We start from the raw sequence: 14,981 nt of genomic DNA, 5'->3' as shown, positions 1-14,981 counted from the left end.
CGCAGGCGGCCGAGGCAGGAAATCTAAGGAGTCGGGGTGACCTCACCGAACGAGCCAGGCTCCCCCAACCAGGGCGACAGCCTCAACGGGGACGGTTCGGTCGAGCGTGCCGGTGTACACCGTGCGGCGCCCACACAGCCAGGCCGCGTTCAGGATGCCGGCGATTCGCCATCCTGGCAGCGCGGCGGGCCGCGGGCTCCTCAGCCCACGCATCGCCCGAGCGAACCACACACCGAGGTGCGCCCGCCGAGCCCGCCCGCCGGTGTCGACGCCCGGCTGAACCGCTTTGTCTCGGGCACCGCCGCGCCCGCGGGCGGCGCGGCCGCCCATTCGAAGGCCCCGCCGCGCGACTTCGACGCCGCGCCCACGCGCGGCGACGGTCCACCGGCCGAGGCGTACGCCAGCGAGTTGCCGGATTTGTCCGGCCCGATTCCCCGCCCGCCGCAGCGTAAGACCGCGCCCGAGCGCGGTGCGGAGACGTCGGGCCCGTCGGGATCGGGCCGTCCGACGACGCCCGAAGGCCGGGAAAGGCGGGAAGCCCCCGACAGGGTTCAGGTGTCGCGGCGAACCCGCGGGCCGGTTCGGGCGAGCATGCAGATCCGGCGGATCGATCCGTGGAGCACGCTGAAGGTGTCCCTGTTGCTCTCGGTGGCGCTGTTCTTCGTCTGGATGATCGCGGTGGCGTTCCTCTACCTCGTGCTCGGCGGCATGGGCGTGTGGGCGAAGCTGAACAGCAACGTCGGCGACCTGCTGAACAACACCAGCGGCAGCAGCGGCGAGCTGGTCTCCAGCGGCACCATCTTCGGCGGCGCCGTCCTGATCGGCCTGGTCAACATCGTCCTGCTGACCGCGATGGCCACCATCGCCGCGTTCGTTTACAACCTGACCACCGATCTGATCGGGGGCATCGAAGTGACGTTGGCGGACCGGGATTAGTCGCGCTTTTGGGGGTGGGACGGCGAGTGCGGTAATCTCGTCGCTCGGCCGTACGCGCGTACGGGCCTATAGCTCAGGCGGTTAGAGCGCTTCGCTGATAACGAAGAGGTCGGAGGTTCGAGTCCTCCTAGGCCCACAACCATGTGCCCGTCCAGACGTCGCGTGAGAGTTGCGTTGCCAATGGCCCTGATCGCTATAGCGGTGGCGGTGGCGCGGTCACGACGCGGAGTCGAGGTCTGGCATGTGGCGGCGGCTGACACACCCGGTCAACCACCCGGTTACGATGAGGGGCCTTAGCTCAGTTGGTAGAGCACTGCCTTTGCAAGGCAGGTGTCAGGGGTTCGATTCCCCTAGGCTCCACAGCTCCACAGCTCCACAGCGTTGCTTACCCCCGACACAATACCGACCCTAGTAGGGCTTCTGGGCGCCAAATCCGCGGCAAAGTCGCAGGCAGAGGCCATATCCAGGCCGTTGCGGTTATTGCGTTTGCTTCGTATATTTCAGATATGAGCAGCACCAAAGAACACCAGAAAGCCAGGACGGCCAAGGAAAAGGAACCCAGCAGAGTCGAGGAGAACACGGTCGACGCTGATCTGGCAAACCAGGCGCTGTGCGCTCTTAACCAGATCCTCGACGAGCCCGCTTCGTCCGCTGGGGATGTTGACGTGACTATCGAAGGGCACTCGAAGATAGTCACGCTGCCGCGCGGGCTCGGCGAGATTCTCCGACAGATTCTCGCTAACGCTGCTGCCGGCCGAGCGGTTGCAGTGATGCCTGCTCACGCTGAGCTGACCACTCAAGAAGCCGCTGACATGCTCAATGTTTCGCGGCCGTACCTAATCAAACTCGTGGAAGAAGGCGCTATTAAGTTCCGAAAGGTAGGGACTCACAGGCGAATTCAGGCTTCATCCGTTCGGGAGTATCAGCGGCAGATGGAACTTGATAGTAAGAAGGCGGCAGACGAACTGACCGAACTGACTGAGGAGCTGGGACTCTACTGACCTTCACAGTCGTGGGCGGCGAAGCTATACCACAACCCCGACATAGTATAGTTTTTTCCAGTTTCCTATAACGGTTGTCGGCCCTATGGTTCTGGGGTTTAACAGACGAGGCGCCGGCTTTACGAAAGCCGGGGAAAGTATATTTGTGCAGGTAGAAGACTTTGAGAAGTCGCCGGTGGGCCGACTAGTTCCAATCTCGGGGCACGATGCGTATCTCGGCCGCGACTACAACCACTTCGCATTCGTTCCCGCGCCCCTGCCCAGCACGGTCAACCTGAGCTTGGCGACGCACAAGCTGGCGGATCAAGCCAGCATGTCCGTTGGCCGCCTGGACTTCGCCGTCAAGCGACTACCCGATCCAGGGCTGCTCGTTCGGCCAGCGTTGCGACGTGAGGCCCGCAGCACCTCCGCACTCGAAGGGACCTACGCGACCTTAGAGGAGGTGCTTGAGGCTGACTACGTCGAAGAAGCTAACCGGACAGCAGAGGTTCGAGAGGTGCTGAACTATGTGCGCGCCGCGGAGCAAGCCCTGAGGCTCGTTCAGTCCAAGCCGATCTGCCTCACCGTGATCGCACCGCTCCAAGCCACTCTCGTGGACAAAACGCGTGGTGACAATTGGGACAAGGGAAGGCTTCGGGAATCGAATGTATACATCGGAGAGCGATCGAAGGGGATCGAAGCCTCTAGGTTTGTCCCACCGCCATTTGGTGACTACCTCATCGAAGGTGTCTCCGACTGGGAAAAGTGGATCCACGCAGATGATGACTATCCCCTGTTGATCAAGATAGCCATGGCCCACTACCAGTTTGAAACTCTCCACCCGTTCTCGGATGGAAACGGTCGCCTAGGCCGACTCATCGTGACGCTTCAATTGGTCACCGAGGGAGCATTGACATACCCGCTCCTCAACCTGTCGCCATGGTTCGAGCCGCGAAAAGACGAATACAAGGACCTGCTCTTGGGCGTCAGCAAGACCGGCGACTTCGACTCGTGGATCAGCTTCTTCTGCGAGGCCGTACATCATCAAGCGGAGGACGGAGTCGGACGAATCGAGGAACTCCTCGCATTTCAGTCCGAGCTTCGTAGCCAGTTAGCCGCGAAACAGGCGAGAGGTGTGGTCAACGCTGTTGCGGACTGTCTCCTTGGTTATCCGATCATCACGATCCCCGAGGCCGCCGAGCTCACCGGTGTTACCTACCCACCTGCGAAGAAGGCGATACAGACACTAGTTGAGCTGGGCGCACTCCGAGAGATGCCGGGGCGGCGCTTTGCTTATGGGGCGAAAGGGTACAGATGCGACCCCGTTATGGAAGTTCTAAACCGTCCATGACCGCACACGTTTTGACCACAATCTGATCACAGTTACAACTACAGTTGTGTCTTTTCGCACGTCGACCGCGCTGTAAATCCTTGAGCTGCAGCATGATTCGCCTTTGCAAGGCAGGTGTCAGGGTTCGATTCCCCTAGGCTCCACAAGGAAACCAAGCGGGTTCCTCGAACACCTGCGGTTCGTGATAGATGACGATGCCCGGCGGGTGAGGCTGTTGCTCAGCTGGTTGGGCAGGCATGTGTCTGCGGCGTGGGAGTCGACGTCAGACAGGCCCGTGAGCTGGACGTACCTGTGAAGAACCTAAGCTCGCGGCACTTTCGAGAGGCTTTAAGTGATCGGTTCAAGAACGTGTGGCCCCGCAATCCTCATGAAGCATGAAACGCGCTGCTAATCGCGTTATAAGCACATAGACAGCAAACGCGGGACCCGGGCGTAATAGTTAAATACGAAACTACCTGTCGGTAACCAGCCGGCCCGCATTCACCGTCGCACTTAAGATAGCTATTACCGCAGCAATACAATTGTTTGCCAGGGTATAGTTAACACTCTCGCGTTTGCTGACAGATAGCGCTTCAGTGTGTCGACACCGACGCCGCCGGGCCGATTTCGTCACCGCGGCGCTATCCGATCGTCTGCCCGGTCACCCCTCGCCACACCCAGCACCTCGATCTGCGGGCCACCTGATCTGCTGCAGCCAAGGTAACCGCCGGCGACGACAACCCCTGCTGCACCCACCGGGCCCACCGCTGGTTCGAGGTGGCCGATCCACCCAGCGAGATCACCCCGCCGCCACCGGCGGAGCCCACCTTTGCGCGCACCGCCTTAGGCCCCACCCCAAGAGAGGTGACCGGGCGTACCCACGCCCGGTCACCGGACGTGATCGGTATTGGCTTGTGCCCCACGCACATACCAGCGCTCTCCGGTCTTGGTAGGCGCTGATCCGCCAGGGGTGTCTCCGGGCCCGTCGACGGTTACTTCCTTATGCCGTGACGGTCTGGACAAGCCACACGACCGTTTTCACCCGCCCCCTTGTGTCGGCGTGCTGTGGCGCCGCGCGGTGAAATCCACCGGCAGGGCCGACTGCCTAGATGTGAGCGGAGCGAGACGCTGACATCATGGCGTTGTCGACACCCGGCAATGATGCCGCGCCACGCTACTCCAATGCCGTCAATAAATGATTTTGGCGGGGCCTTCCATCTCGCTTAATTCGCGCAATAGTCCTGTGCATTTCTGGCGACGCTTTGCTGTGCACATATAGCGCCATAGGCAATTGTCTACTTTGTTGTCACGATTTGTTCGCAATATTTCACAGCTACATTCAATTCGTCATTATCCAGAATCCGCAAAGGAGATGGTCGTGGACCTCGCAGCCCGCCCCCACATCACCGCTGGAGTCGCCCTGGCCAGCGCCGCTGTTATTGCCGCCGGCCCCATGGCCCAGCACCTACCCAACCTGCATGTAGCCCAACAGCTCCCCCAGGTGAGCGTGTCCGACATCAACCTGACCGGTGCCGACAGCGTGTTGGACCTGTTCTCCGGTGTGGAAAACGAACTCGCCTCACTCGCCAACGGAGCCGCGGCGGCCGCTGTGCCCGCGAATCTGCTGACTGACTTCCAGTCGTGGCTGCCTGTCCAGACATGGGTCAACCTTTTCCAGCACGCAGCCGCCAACGGGCAGTACCTTTACAGCGCCTTCTCTCAGACACCTTTTCCGGTCTTGCAGCAGGTCGCCGTGAACTGGCTGTACTACGGAGACAACTACGTCGAGCCGTGGCAGACTGCCGCGAACGCCGCTGTGACGTATTTCACCTCATCTAAAGCCGGAGCTTTCTGGCCAACTCTCCAACTCGCGCAAAATGCCTACCTAGCGGGTAATCTAACGACCGCGGTGCACGACTTGGAGCTTGCGGTGCTTCAGAACCCGTTCACTAATATCGGGGAGCCACTCGAAAACATTTTGTCGATCCCTTACTGGATGTCACACGTTTTCTCGACCGGCCTTCAATACACGATTGCGCCCAGCGGCGCCATACTTAAAAACGTCGGCCTGCTTGGCGTGCTTGGATTGGGGACCGCTTTTCAGAATACGTTAGGCTCCAGCCTTCAGGCGATTTCCAACGCGTGGCCCACGGATCCGGCAGGGTTGCTGGCCAACGTAGCCAACCTTCCGGGCAACGTGATCAACGGCCTCATCAACGGGACAATATCCGGCAAATCCATTGATAATGGGTTACTCAGCACCCCGGCTTTTGGTAATAGTGCCAGCAACGGTCTATTTAACGAAATCGTGAAGACGCTCTTGCCGGGTCTTGCGCAATCGATGGTCGCTCCTGGAGCCCCGAACGTCACGGAAGGCGGTAGTCTCGCGACCGCGTTCCAGGGCTTTATAAATCAGCTGACCCAAGGCTGGCCATCCCTGAGCCCCTTCGTCAGCAACATCAGCGGTTCATTGACTGCATTGCTGCAGAACCTCCCGTCGATCCTGTCGAATCTCCCGTCGATGTTAAGCAACACTGCGACAGCGTTGGCGGGCCAAATCGGGACATTCATCACCGCATTCCTCAAGTTGCTCTGAGTCCATGGTGGTCGCCGATGCGAGCCGGTGACCACCAACGGCGATTGGGTCCCCTTCGGCAGAAGGGGGCCCAATCTGCACTTGCAGCGCAATTCCTGGATGCGGATCAAGGTTGCCCGCGGGGTCGCGGACGGCGCAGTTGCGCAGTCCATAGGGCTGTTGGGGTTAGCTCGTGGATGATTTCGGCGCGGCTGACCCACAGCCACCGGCGTGTGCTCGGTCGAGATCGTCTGCGTGATCTGCCGTATTGCGTTCGAGCACGCTCATCCCAAGGCGATCGCTTCCTGGCTGCACCGGCACTGGGAATCGAGAACTCCGTGTGCACCGGGTGCGTGGTGTCAGCTACGGCGAGGACTTCTCGACCGTGCGCACCGGCACCGCACCCTAAACGAGGGCGGGCCTCAGAGACACCGTGATCAACCTGTACCGCCTCGCCGGAGTCGACAACGTCGCCCGAGCATGCCGTACCGTCGTCTTCACCAGCCGCAACGCCCTACAACTCGTCACGAACCCTCAAATCCCCTCTTCACGGGCCTACGAGTCAACAACGCCGGAGCCCGTGAGCTGGACGTACCTGTGGAGAACCTAAGTTCGTGGGGCTTTTGGGAGGCTTTAGGTGATCGGTTCAGGAACGCGCGGCTCCGCAATCCCGATGGGGCCGAAAAACTGCTGCTAGTCACGTTGTAATACGTAGGGTAGCAAACGTCATCCGCCAAGATATTACTTTAATATGAAACTACCTACTGGTAACGGACCGCCCGCATTCACCCTCACGCTTGGGATAGCTATTACTGCGGCGATCCAATTGTTTGCCAGGACAGAGTGAATACTCTCGTGTTTGCTAACAGATAGTGCTCACAGCCGACACCGATACGGCAGGCGGCGTTCGTCACCGCGGCGCTGCCCGATCGCCCCCGCCAACAACGCCGCACCACGATGACCTCGCGACGCACCTCGATCTGGGGCTCACCCGATCTGCTGCAGCCAGGTAGCGGCCCGCGACGACAACCCGCCCCGCACCCATCGGGCCCGACTGCTGTTTCGGAGTGGCCGACCCACCCCGCCGCCACCCGGCGGGGCCATCTCCGTGCGCACCGTTTTGCGGTCCACCCCAAGACAGGTGGTGGGTGTGGTGTGCCCGGGCTGAGCGCTTTCGGTGAGTCACCGAACTTGATCGGTATTGGCTTGTGCCACAAACACACACCGGCACTGTCCGGTCTGGCGGGCGCCAATCCTCCATGGTTGTCTTCGAACCCGTCGACGGTTACTTCCTTGTGTCGTGGCGGTACGGGCAAGCCGCACGACTGTCTTTCCTCGTCCACTCGTCTCACCCCGCTGTGGCGCCGCCCACCGACATGGTGACGGGGCGCCGACCGCCTGAATATGAGCGGATCGAGACGCTCACATCAAGGCGTTGTCGACACCCGGCAACGAAGCCGCGTCCACGCTACTCGAATGCCGTCAACAAATTGTTTTGGCGGGGCCCTCCATTTAGGCCAATTCGGGCAATAGTTTTCGTACAGTTCGGGCCAGTTTTGCTGCATAAATATATTGTTCTAGTGAATTGTCTACTTTATTATCACGATTCGTTCGCAATAATCCACAGCTACGTTTAACGCGTCGTTATTCAGAATGCGTAGAGGAGATGGTCGTGGATCTTGCAGCCCACCCCCACATCACCGCCGGAGTGGCCTTGGCCAGCGCCGCCGTCATCGCCGCAGGCCCCATGGCCCAGCACCTACCCGATCTTCACCTGGCCCAACAACTACGCCAGGTGAGCGTGTCTGACATCCAACTCACCGACGCCAGCAGCGCGCTGGATCTGTTCTCCGGCGTGGAAAACGAACTCGCATCACTCGCCGGCGGAGCGGCCGCGGCCACTCTGCCCGCAGCCACCGTCGGCGCCTTCGCCAACCCCATCACCACCTGGGCCAACGTATTCCAGACGGCCGCCAACAACCTGGGTGTGCTCGGCCGGGATTGGCTCTTAAATCCATTTCCGGTGGCGTCGCAGGTCGTGCTCAATGAACTCGGCTTCGGCAACACATTCGCCATAGCGATCAATACGGCTGGCAGCGCGTTTTGGAGCACGCTGGTAAGCAATGGAAAAACAGGTCTGGTCAGGACAATGTTCACCGCGGGGACCGACCTCGCCGGCGGTAACCTCTCCGGAGCGATCGCAGCCTGGACCAATCTCGAGAACGCCATTTTCACCGGCGCCGGGGAGGATTTCCTCTCGGCTCTGGCGGCCCCCGGCAACATCACCGCGAACCTAAACAAACTGGTCACCGAGCTCTTCTCGGTGACTGGCTTGTCCAATTCGGTGGTACTACCGATCTCGTACTTCGGCTACGTTGTTCCCACGGCGTTGGGCGATACTGCTCAGGGAGTGATCAACGCGGTGCAGGCCGGGGACCCGGTGGGGGTGCTGAGCGCGCTTGTCAACGCTCCGGCCAATATCACCGGCGACCTCGTCAACGGATTCACATCGATCGCGGGCGCGCCGTGGAACGGGCTAATCGGCGGGCCTGTCAACCCCGGTTTTGCTTGGAACTTAGGGGTGGAGCTTCCCCAATTGCTCTCGCAATCGATTGGCGCGAAGGCCGGGCAGAACACGTCCAGCCTGATTCCGGGCGCGTTCACCACCTTTGGCCAGCTCGCGCAGAAAGAACTCACTCAGTTGTGGAACACCGCGACGAAAGACCTAGGGACTATCTTTAATAAGACTTTCCCTAGCCTGAATGGTTTGGCCACAGCGCTGCAGGGCGTCCCGGCGGCCCTGGCGCCTTTGGGGTCGCTCATCGGCAACCTCACTGGCCAGGTCGGGTCGGTACTGGGGAACATCGGAGCCCAGATTGGGACGCTGCTCTTCAACCTCCTCAAGTTGCTCTGAGCCCGGCGGTGGTGGTCGCCGTTTGCGAGCCGGCGACCACCACCGCCGATCCGCCTCCTCCCCCTCCCCAAGTTTTCTAATCAGGCCAAAAAGGAGATAGTCATGGATCTCGCAGCCCGCCCCTACATCACCGCCGGAATCGCCTTAACCAGCGCCGCCGTCGTCGCCGCAGGCCCCATGGCCCAGCACCTACCCGGCCTTCATCTGGCCCAACAGTTACGCACAGTGAGCGTCTCGGGCATTCAGCTCACCGATGCCGCCAGCAGCGTGATCGACCTATTTGCCGGCGTGGAAAACCAACTCGCCTCCCTCGCCGGCGGGGTAAGTGCGACTGCCGTACCCGCGGCGGCGCTGACTGACGACTTCAGTCCGATCGCCCAGAACCTGATCGTTCAGACGTGGGCTAACACCTTCACGCATGCGGGCGCTAACCTGCAGTACATTTACAACGTCTGGAGTAAGCTCCCTGCCTCGGTGCTGCAGCAGGTTCTCGCCAACTGGATCAATTATGGCAATATCTATGTCGAATCGTACCAATCGGCTGCGGCCGACGCTATCAATTACTTTGGCGCCGGTGGTTCATTCTGGGGAGAACTCCTAAATGCCTCCAACGCCCTCACATCGGGCAACATCTCGGGTGCAGTGACGGACACATATGATGCCTTCTACGCGTTCGTAATCCCGCAGATACTGTACCCGCTTGAAACCATTATAGAGAAGATCCCCGTCGGCATTACCAAGAATCTCAGCAATGCGACCAGTTATCTGACAAGCACAGTTTTGTCGAGTGTTGGTTTGTTGGGCATACTGGGAATACCCGCCCAAACCGAGACTGCGCTGGGCACCAGCCTTCAAGCTGCTTACAATGCGTACACTTCGGGGAATCTCCTAGGGGCGGTGACCAACCTGCTCAATACCCCTGGTGCGATGCTGAATGGCTTCCTAAACGGTGCTAGCGGTACTGCCGGCTTACTCAGCAGCCCGGCTTTTGGTGGGAACGGCTTGGTCTGGGCGTGGGTGAATTCGCTCGGCCCTGGCCTCGCGAAACAAATCGTTGCCTCCGGCGCGACGAACATCGTGACCGCCAAGGGCAATGTCGGGTTCGCAGCTCTCCAAACCGCATTCCAGGGCTTCGTGAATAACCTAGTCAATGGCTGGCCCTCCCTGAGCCCTATCGTCAGTCAGATTAGTGGTTCATTGACCTCACTACTGCAAAACATCCCCTCGGTCCTGTCGAATCTCCCGTCGATCTTGAGCAACACCGGCACATGGTTGGCAAGCAATATTGGGTTCTTCATCTCCAGCCTCCTCAAGTTGCTCTGATCTGAGCCCGGCGGTGGTGGTCGCCGTTTGCGAGCCGGCGACCACCACCGCCGATCCGCCCCACGCCCCTCCCCAAGTTTTCTAATCAGGCCAAAAAGGAGATAGTCATGGATCTTGCAGCCCGTCCTCGCATCACCCTTGGAGTGGCCGTGGCGGCCGCCAGCATCATCACCGTAACTCCGGTCACCCAGCACCTTCCCGGCCTTCACCTGGCCCAACGCCTATCCGAGGTGAGCGTCTCCGATATCCGCCTCACCGACGCCAGCAGCGCGATTGATTTGTTCACGGGCATGGAGAACGAACTCGCCTCACTTGCCAGCGGAGCAAGCGCGGTGCCTGTGGGTCTCGCCAGCGCGGCCTTCGACCCCACCCAAAACCTCGTGGTTCAGACGTGGATGAATACTTTTCAGACGGCCGGCGCCAACCTGGAGACGATTTATAACACCTGGAGCAATATTCCTGCCCCGCTGCTGCAGCAGGTTGCTGCTAACTGGATCAACTATGGGAACATCTACGTCGGGTCGTTCCAAACCGCCGCGGCTGCCGCTTTTAAGTACTTCACCGGGACCGGTGCGAACAATTTTGCACCGAGCGTGCAACAGGCGTTCACTGCCCTCATGTCAGGCAATTTCCAGAACGCGTTGAACGGGCTATACTCCGCCTTGTATCAAGTGCCGCTCCAAAATATCGGCCTTCCGCTGGAATCGATATTAAACATCCCGACCGACATCGTGCATGAATTCTATAACGCGACGAATTACATGCTTGGCGCCGGCGTGGCGAACGCTGTGACGTATGGTGCTATTGCCTTACCCGAATACACGGAGCAGGCGTTTTCCGCTAGCACTCAAGCGTTCATCAGTTCGTGGAACGCCGGAGATCCACTAGGGGCGCTGACCAACTTGGCCAATATCCCGGGTGCAACCGTGAACGCATTCCTCAATGGAAACGCTACAGGTCTTGGTGGTCTGCTCAGCAGCACCGCTTTTGGTAAAAGTGATACTGGCCTGCTTAATCTCGTGGTGAACACGATCCCCCAAGCCATGGCGAAAGCGATCGTGGCTCCTGGAGCGATTAACATCTTGACCGCCAAGGGCAACGTCGGGTTTACAGCTCTCCAAACCGCGTTCCAGAGCTTTGTGAACAATTCGATTAACGGCTGGCCAGCCCTGGGCAGCTATCTCGGTTCACGGCTCGCGAACATTCCGGCTGAGCTGACCGCAGCGCTGCAAAGCATCCCGTCGGTCCTCGCGAATCTTCCGTCGATGTTGAGCAACTTCGGCGGAGCGTTAGCAAGCAGTATCGGGTTGTTGGTTTCCAACCTGCTCAAGTTGCTCTGAATCCGGCGGTGGTGGTCGCCGATGCGAGCCGGCGACCACCACCGGCGATCCTCCTCCTCCCCTCGCTCGCCATGCTGGTGGAGAAACGCTCGATGCCGACACCCGCTCCGGGCGGATAGTCCACCGGCGCCTATGCAACCGCTTTCATGCGCCCGCCGCGCTGACGCGCTTTCCGAACCGCTGATAAGCAGCCTGGCGGCTCGTTCCTAGCGCGACACCGATCGCGTCCCAGGTGTCACCGGCAGCTCGGGCGGCGGCCACGGCCGCGGTCAGCTCGGTGTCGGCCGTCCGGAGCGCTTCGGCCGCGACGATGATGCGCCGGATATGCGCGGCGTCGCGCACCGGGCCTTCGGGCTCGACCGTGTCAAGCCGTTCCTCAATATCATTCTGGTTCTTCATGTTTCATCACCATCTCATTGCAGGTATCGGTAGAATTTGGGCCGCAGGCCGTCGGCATGAATGCCGCGTCGCGACCCGGGGCCAATCACCAGCATGTGAAGACCGCCGCTGTATTCCAACAGCGCGTAACGCAGGGCGTTGCGCCACGCATGGAGCATGTCAGCGGCCGAGGCTCCGTGCGATTCGGGATCGACCGCTCGCAAATGAATTAGGTCAGGGATTCGATACCCAGGGTGGTCCAGGCGGCCTTCCCCTGCCGCGCTTACGGACGCGGTTGCACGTCGACGCTGGGCGGCCGGGGCGACGGCTCCTCGTGGTCCGCACGAATTGAGCGCCGGACGATGCTGAACGCGACGGCGCCACCGCCCAGGACCACGACGACGGCCCCCGCAATCAGCCACGGGCGCCTGCCGCGCCGGCGGGACCGGCGGGCGTCCTGCAGCGCCTGCGGCAGCCCGGCGATCACCTCCTGCGCGGCGGCCAACTCTTGGGAGAGCGTTTCCTGGGCCGCGGCGATTTCTCGGGCCAGCCGGCCCTCCCGGTAACGACGATGGAGCTGCGACGCGGTCGACTGCGCGAAGTGGACGCCGAGTCCGACGACCCCGCGGGTGACGTCCACCGGCCCCACCGCCGAATAGGTCAGTCCCCGGGCCAGTCGCTGCCTGGGGGTCAGCCGATTGTCCGTCGTCGCGCTCATGCTGCCGCCTCTCCGTGCCGCCCGTCCGGTGCCTCATCAGACTGTCACCAATGGGAGCCTCGCGGGCCTATCGGTGGCGCGCCGTGGCCGGCCCTTGCCGAGCGATACCGGCTGCGGACGCGCGTGCGTGTAATGGCAGACTCTAGCCCCGTGACTAACAGCCCCATTCAGACCGCCACCGCAACGCTGCACACCAACCGCGGGGACATCAAGGTTGCCCTGTTCGGAAACCATGCGCCCAAGACCGTCGCCAACTTCGTCGGCCTGGCGCAGGGCACCAAGGAGTACTCGACGCAGAACGCGTCGGGCGGCCCGTCGGGCCCGTTCTACGACGGCGCGGTCTTTCACCGGGTGATCAACGGCTTCATGATCCAGGGTGGCGACCCGACCGGCACGGGCCGCGGGGGCCCGGGCTACAAGTTCGCCGACGAGTTCCACCCCGAGCTGCAATTCGACAAGCCCTACCTGCTGGCGATGGCGAACGCGGGTCCGGGCACCAACGGCTCGCAGTTCTTCATCACCGTGGCCAACACCCCGCACCTGAACCGGCGGCACACGATCTTCGGCGAGGTGACCGATCCCGATTCGCAGAAGGTTGTCGACGCGATCGCGACGACGGCCACCGATGGCAACGACCGTCCCTCCGATCCGGTCGTCATCGAGTCGATCACGATCTCCTGAACAGCGCCGCCCGAGCGGCCCGCCGTCACCCGCGTTTGCGGCCCGCGTAGCCGGCGGCCGTCAGCGCGTCGAGCACCTCCAGCGGGTCCTTCCCCAGGTCCCAGCGGGAGAAGAGCGTCAACCCGCCGGCCACCGTTTCGACCTCGAGCAACCGGACCCTGCGCCCGTGGCGGCGGAACTCGGTGATGCGGATGATCTTGATGTCGGAGCGTCGCAATACCTGCGTCCGGAACCAGCTCCGCAGGGCCAGGCCGTCCGGGGTAATTGCCAGCTTGGGCCGCGCGCGCCACGTCAGGCCCGCAAACAAGATCAGACCCGCCGCGGCAATCCCCGCCAGAATGCGCCCCGGGATGTCTGTGATCAGGGTCACACCGGCGATAGCCATCAAAATCCCGGCGGCCCCGCAACCAGCGACTCCCGCCGCGCGCGGCTCCCATTCTGTTTGCTGCATGCGTTATCTAGCCCCTCCCACCACTGGCGATGCAGTTATCCACAAGCGCTATCAACAGTGGGGATAAATCACACGCGTGTGATTGCATGTCCGCAAGGTTGCTGGGCTAGTTACAGACCCACACCAAGATGAATTCATTACGTTTTGAATTGTGGTCAGTGCCAGCGCATCGTGAGCAACAGGCCGGTGATCATGAAAGCGAACGCGATGGCGTAGTTCCACGGTCCGAGGTGCGCCATCCAGTTCAGCGCGGTCGGCGCCTGGCTTCCGACGGCGGCCAATTGGAACACCATCAACCAGACGAGACCGATCAGCATGAGGCCGACAAACAGACAGACGAACCACACACTGGACGGGCCGGCCTTCACCTTGACCGGGGTGCGGCTGACGGCGTTGGCGGCGAAGTCGTTCTTTTTACGGACCTTCGACTTTGGCACGATTACCTCGGGGATATCTCGGGACTTACATCGACAACACGTTGAGCCGGACGGGGTGCGACGATAACCATTGCAGCTGCACGCAAAGCTCGCTACGAGACTAACGCACCTGGCGCGGTGACCAGGAAATGGAGAGCCGATGATTGACAAGCGCCGCTCACCATGGCGCTTCGGCGTCCCGTTGGTGTGCCTGCTGGCCGGGCTGCTGCTCGCCGCCACGCACGGGGTGTCCGGCGGCGCCGAGATCCGCCGCAGCGACGCCCCGCGCCTGGTCGATCTGGTTCGCGAGGCGCAGTCGTCGGTGAATCGCCTCAGCGCGCGGCGCAACGAGCTGAACAACAAGCTCGACTCGGCGCACGGCCGATCGTCGGATGCGGCGCTGGCCGCCATGCTGCGACAGTCCGCCGTGCTGGCCGGTGAGGCGGGACTGGACCCGGTCCACGGACCGGGCCTGGTGGTGACCCTGCAGGATGCGCAGCGTGACGCCAACGGGCGCTTCCCGCGCGACGCATCGCCCGACGATTTGGTGGTGCACCAGCAAGACATCCAGGCCGTCATCAACGCGTTGTGGAGTGCCGGCGCGGAGGCGATCCAAATGCAGGACCAGCGGATCATCGGGACGTCGGTGCCTCGGTGCGTCGGCAACACGCTGCTGCTGAATGGGCGCACCTACAGCCCGCCCTACACGATCACCGCCATCGGCAACGCGGCGGCCATGCAAGCCGCCCTGGCCGCCGCTCCCCTGGTGATCCTCTACAAGCAGTACGTGGTCCGGTTCGGCCTCGGCTACCACGAAGAGGTCAAGCCCGACGTGCAGATCATCGGTCGCTCCGAGCCGGTGCGGATGCACTTCGCGCAGCCCGCCGGCCCGGTGGGGTACTGAGCGACATCCACCCGGGCGGCCGGGCGGTAGCCTGA

13 protein-coding genes, 2 tRNA genes and 1 pseudogene are annotated in these 14,981 nt (G+C 61.7%); 11 read left to right on the top strand and 5 right to left on the bottom strand.

Annotation, left to right across the window (positions count from 1 at the left end):
* Positions 1-36 precede the first annotated feature (36 nt).
* From G6N25_RS10350 to G6N25_RS10325, 6 genes are all read left to right on the top strand, one after another.
* Entirely contained in the window at positions 37-936 is a 900-nt protein-coding gene (locus G6N25_RS10350) for a DUF3566 domain-containing protein (protein ID WP_083075775.1), read from the top strand.
* A 62-nt stretch (positions 937-998) separates the two neighbouring features.
* A tRNA-Ile gene (locus G6N25_RS10345) sits at positions 999-1,072 on the top strand.
* 151 nt (positions 1,073-1,223) lie between these two features.
* A tRNA-Ala gene (locus G6N25_RS10340) sits at positions 1,224-1,296 on the top strand.
* 146 nt (positions 1,297-1,442) lie between these two features.
* Positions 1,443-1,937, top strand: a complete 495-nt coding sequence (locus G6N25_RS10335) for a helix-turn-helix domain-containing protein (protein WP_083075776.1) — start codon at positions 1,443-1,445, stop codon at positions 1,935-1,937.
* A 145-nt stretch (positions 1,938-2,082) separates the two neighbouring features.
* The gene (locus G6N25_RS10330) at positions 2,083-3,267 is read left to right on the top strand and encodes a Fic family protein (protein WP_083075789.1); all 1,185 of its coding nucleotides are present in this window, start codon (positions 2,083-2,085) and stop codon (positions 3,265-3,267) included.
* A 1,357-nt stretch (positions 3,268-4,624) separates the two neighbouring features.
* Positions 4,625-5,842 carry a hypothetical protein gene (locus tag G6N25_RS10325; protein ID WP_142272776.1) on the top strand — a complete coding sequence of 406 codons (1,218 nt, stop codon included), beginning with the start codon at positions 4,625-4,627 and terminating at the stop codon, positions 5,840-5,842.
* Positions 5,843-5,928: 86 nt separating this feature from the next.
* Here G6N25_RS10325 and G6N25_RS24310 read toward each other — a convergent pair.
* Positions 5,929-6,001: pseudogene (locus G6N25_RS24310) on the bottom strand (VOC family protein); the annotation flags it as partial.
* A 1,492-nt stretch (positions 6,002-7,493) separates the two neighbouring features.
* Between G6N25_RS24310 and G6N25_RS10315 the strand changes: the two are divergent.
* From G6N25_RS10315 to G6N25_RS10305, 3 genes are all read left to right on the top strand, one after another.
* Complete coding sequence (locus G6N25_RS10315) at positions 7,494-8,735, top strand: hypothetical protein (protein WP_142272777.1); 1,242 nt, start codon at positions 7,494-7,496, stop codon at positions 8,733-8,735.
* A 102-nt stretch (positions 8,736-8,837) separates the two neighbouring features.
* Positions 8,838-10,058: a hypothetical protein gene (locus tag G6N25_RS10310; RefSeq protein ID WP_083077659.1), complete on the top strand. Its 1,221-nt coding sequence runs from the start codon at positions 8,838-8,840 to the stop codon at positions 10,056-10,058.
* 107 nt (positions 10,059-10,165) lie between these two features.
* Entirely contained in the window at positions 10,166-11,398 is a 1,233-nt protein-coding gene (locus G6N25_RS10305; protein WP_163672420.1) for a hypothetical protein, read from the top strand.
* 144 nt (positions 11,399-11,542) lie between these two features.
* On the opposite strand, the gene G6N25_RS10300 is transcribed toward G6N25_RS10305, so the two are convergent.
* Both G6N25_RS10300 and cwsA read right to left on the bottom strand, forming a co-directional pair.
* Positions 11,543-11,797 carry a hypothetical protein gene (locus G6N25_RS10300; RefSeq protein WP_083075357.1) on the bottom strand — a complete coding sequence of 85 codons (255 nt, stop codon included), beginning with the start codon at positions 11,795-11,797 and terminating at the stop codon, positions 11,543-11,545.
* A 262-nt stretch (positions 11,798-12,059) separates the two neighbouring features.
* Positions 12,060-12,494 carry a cell wall synthesis protein CwsA gene (gene cwsA / locus G6N25_RS10295; RefSeq protein ID WP_083075359.1) on the bottom strand — a complete coding sequence of 145 codons (435 nt, stop codon included), beginning with the start codon at positions 12,492-12,494 and terminating at the stop codon, positions 12,060-12,062.
* A gap of 132 nt (positions 12,495-12,626) precedes the next feature.
* Here cwsA and G6N25_RS10290 point away from each other — a divergent pair, with 132 nt between their 5' ends.
* On the top strand, positions 12,627-13,175 hold the full coding sequence (locus tag G6N25_RS10290) for a peptidylprolyl isomerase (RefSeq protein WP_083075361.1): 549 nt from the start codon (positions 12,627-12,629) through the stop codon (positions 13,173-13,175).
* Between the two features lie 25 nt (positions 13,176-13,200).
* On the opposite strand, the gene G6N25_RS10285 is transcribed toward G6N25_RS10290, so the two are convergent.
* Positions 13,201-13,626 carry a PH domain-containing protein gene (locus tag G6N25_RS10285; protein WP_083075363.1) on the bottom strand — a complete coding sequence of 142 codons (426 nt, stop codon included), beginning with the start codon at positions 13,624-13,626 and terminating at the stop codon, positions 13,201-13,203.
* 155 nt (positions 13,627-13,781) lie between these two features.
* Positions 13,782-14,063, bottom strand: a complete 282-nt coding sequence (gene crgA / locus G6N25_RS10280) for a cell division protein CrgA (protein ID WP_083075365.1) — start codon at positions 14,061-14,063, stop codon at positions 13,782-13,784.
* Between the two features lie 139 nt (positions 14,064-14,202).
* Between crgA and G6N25_RS10275 the strand changes: the two genes are divergently transcribed.
* The gene (locus G6N25_RS10275; protein WP_083075367.1) at positions 14,203-14,946 is read left to right on the top strand and encodes a DUF881 domain-containing protein; all 744 of its coding nucleotides are present in this window, start codon (positions 14,203-14,205) and stop codon (positions 14,944-14,946) included.
* Positions 14,947-14,981 lie beyond the last annotated feature (35 nt).

Origin of the sequence: Mycobacterium heidelbergense, from assembly GCF_010730745.1 — a bacterium.
Taxonomy (GTDB): domain Bacteria; phylum Actinomycetota; class Actinomycetes; order Mycobacteriales; family Mycobacteriaceae; genus Mycobacterium; species Mycobacterium heidelbergense.
This window is presented reverse-complemented; position numbering and strand designations above follow the sequence as displayed.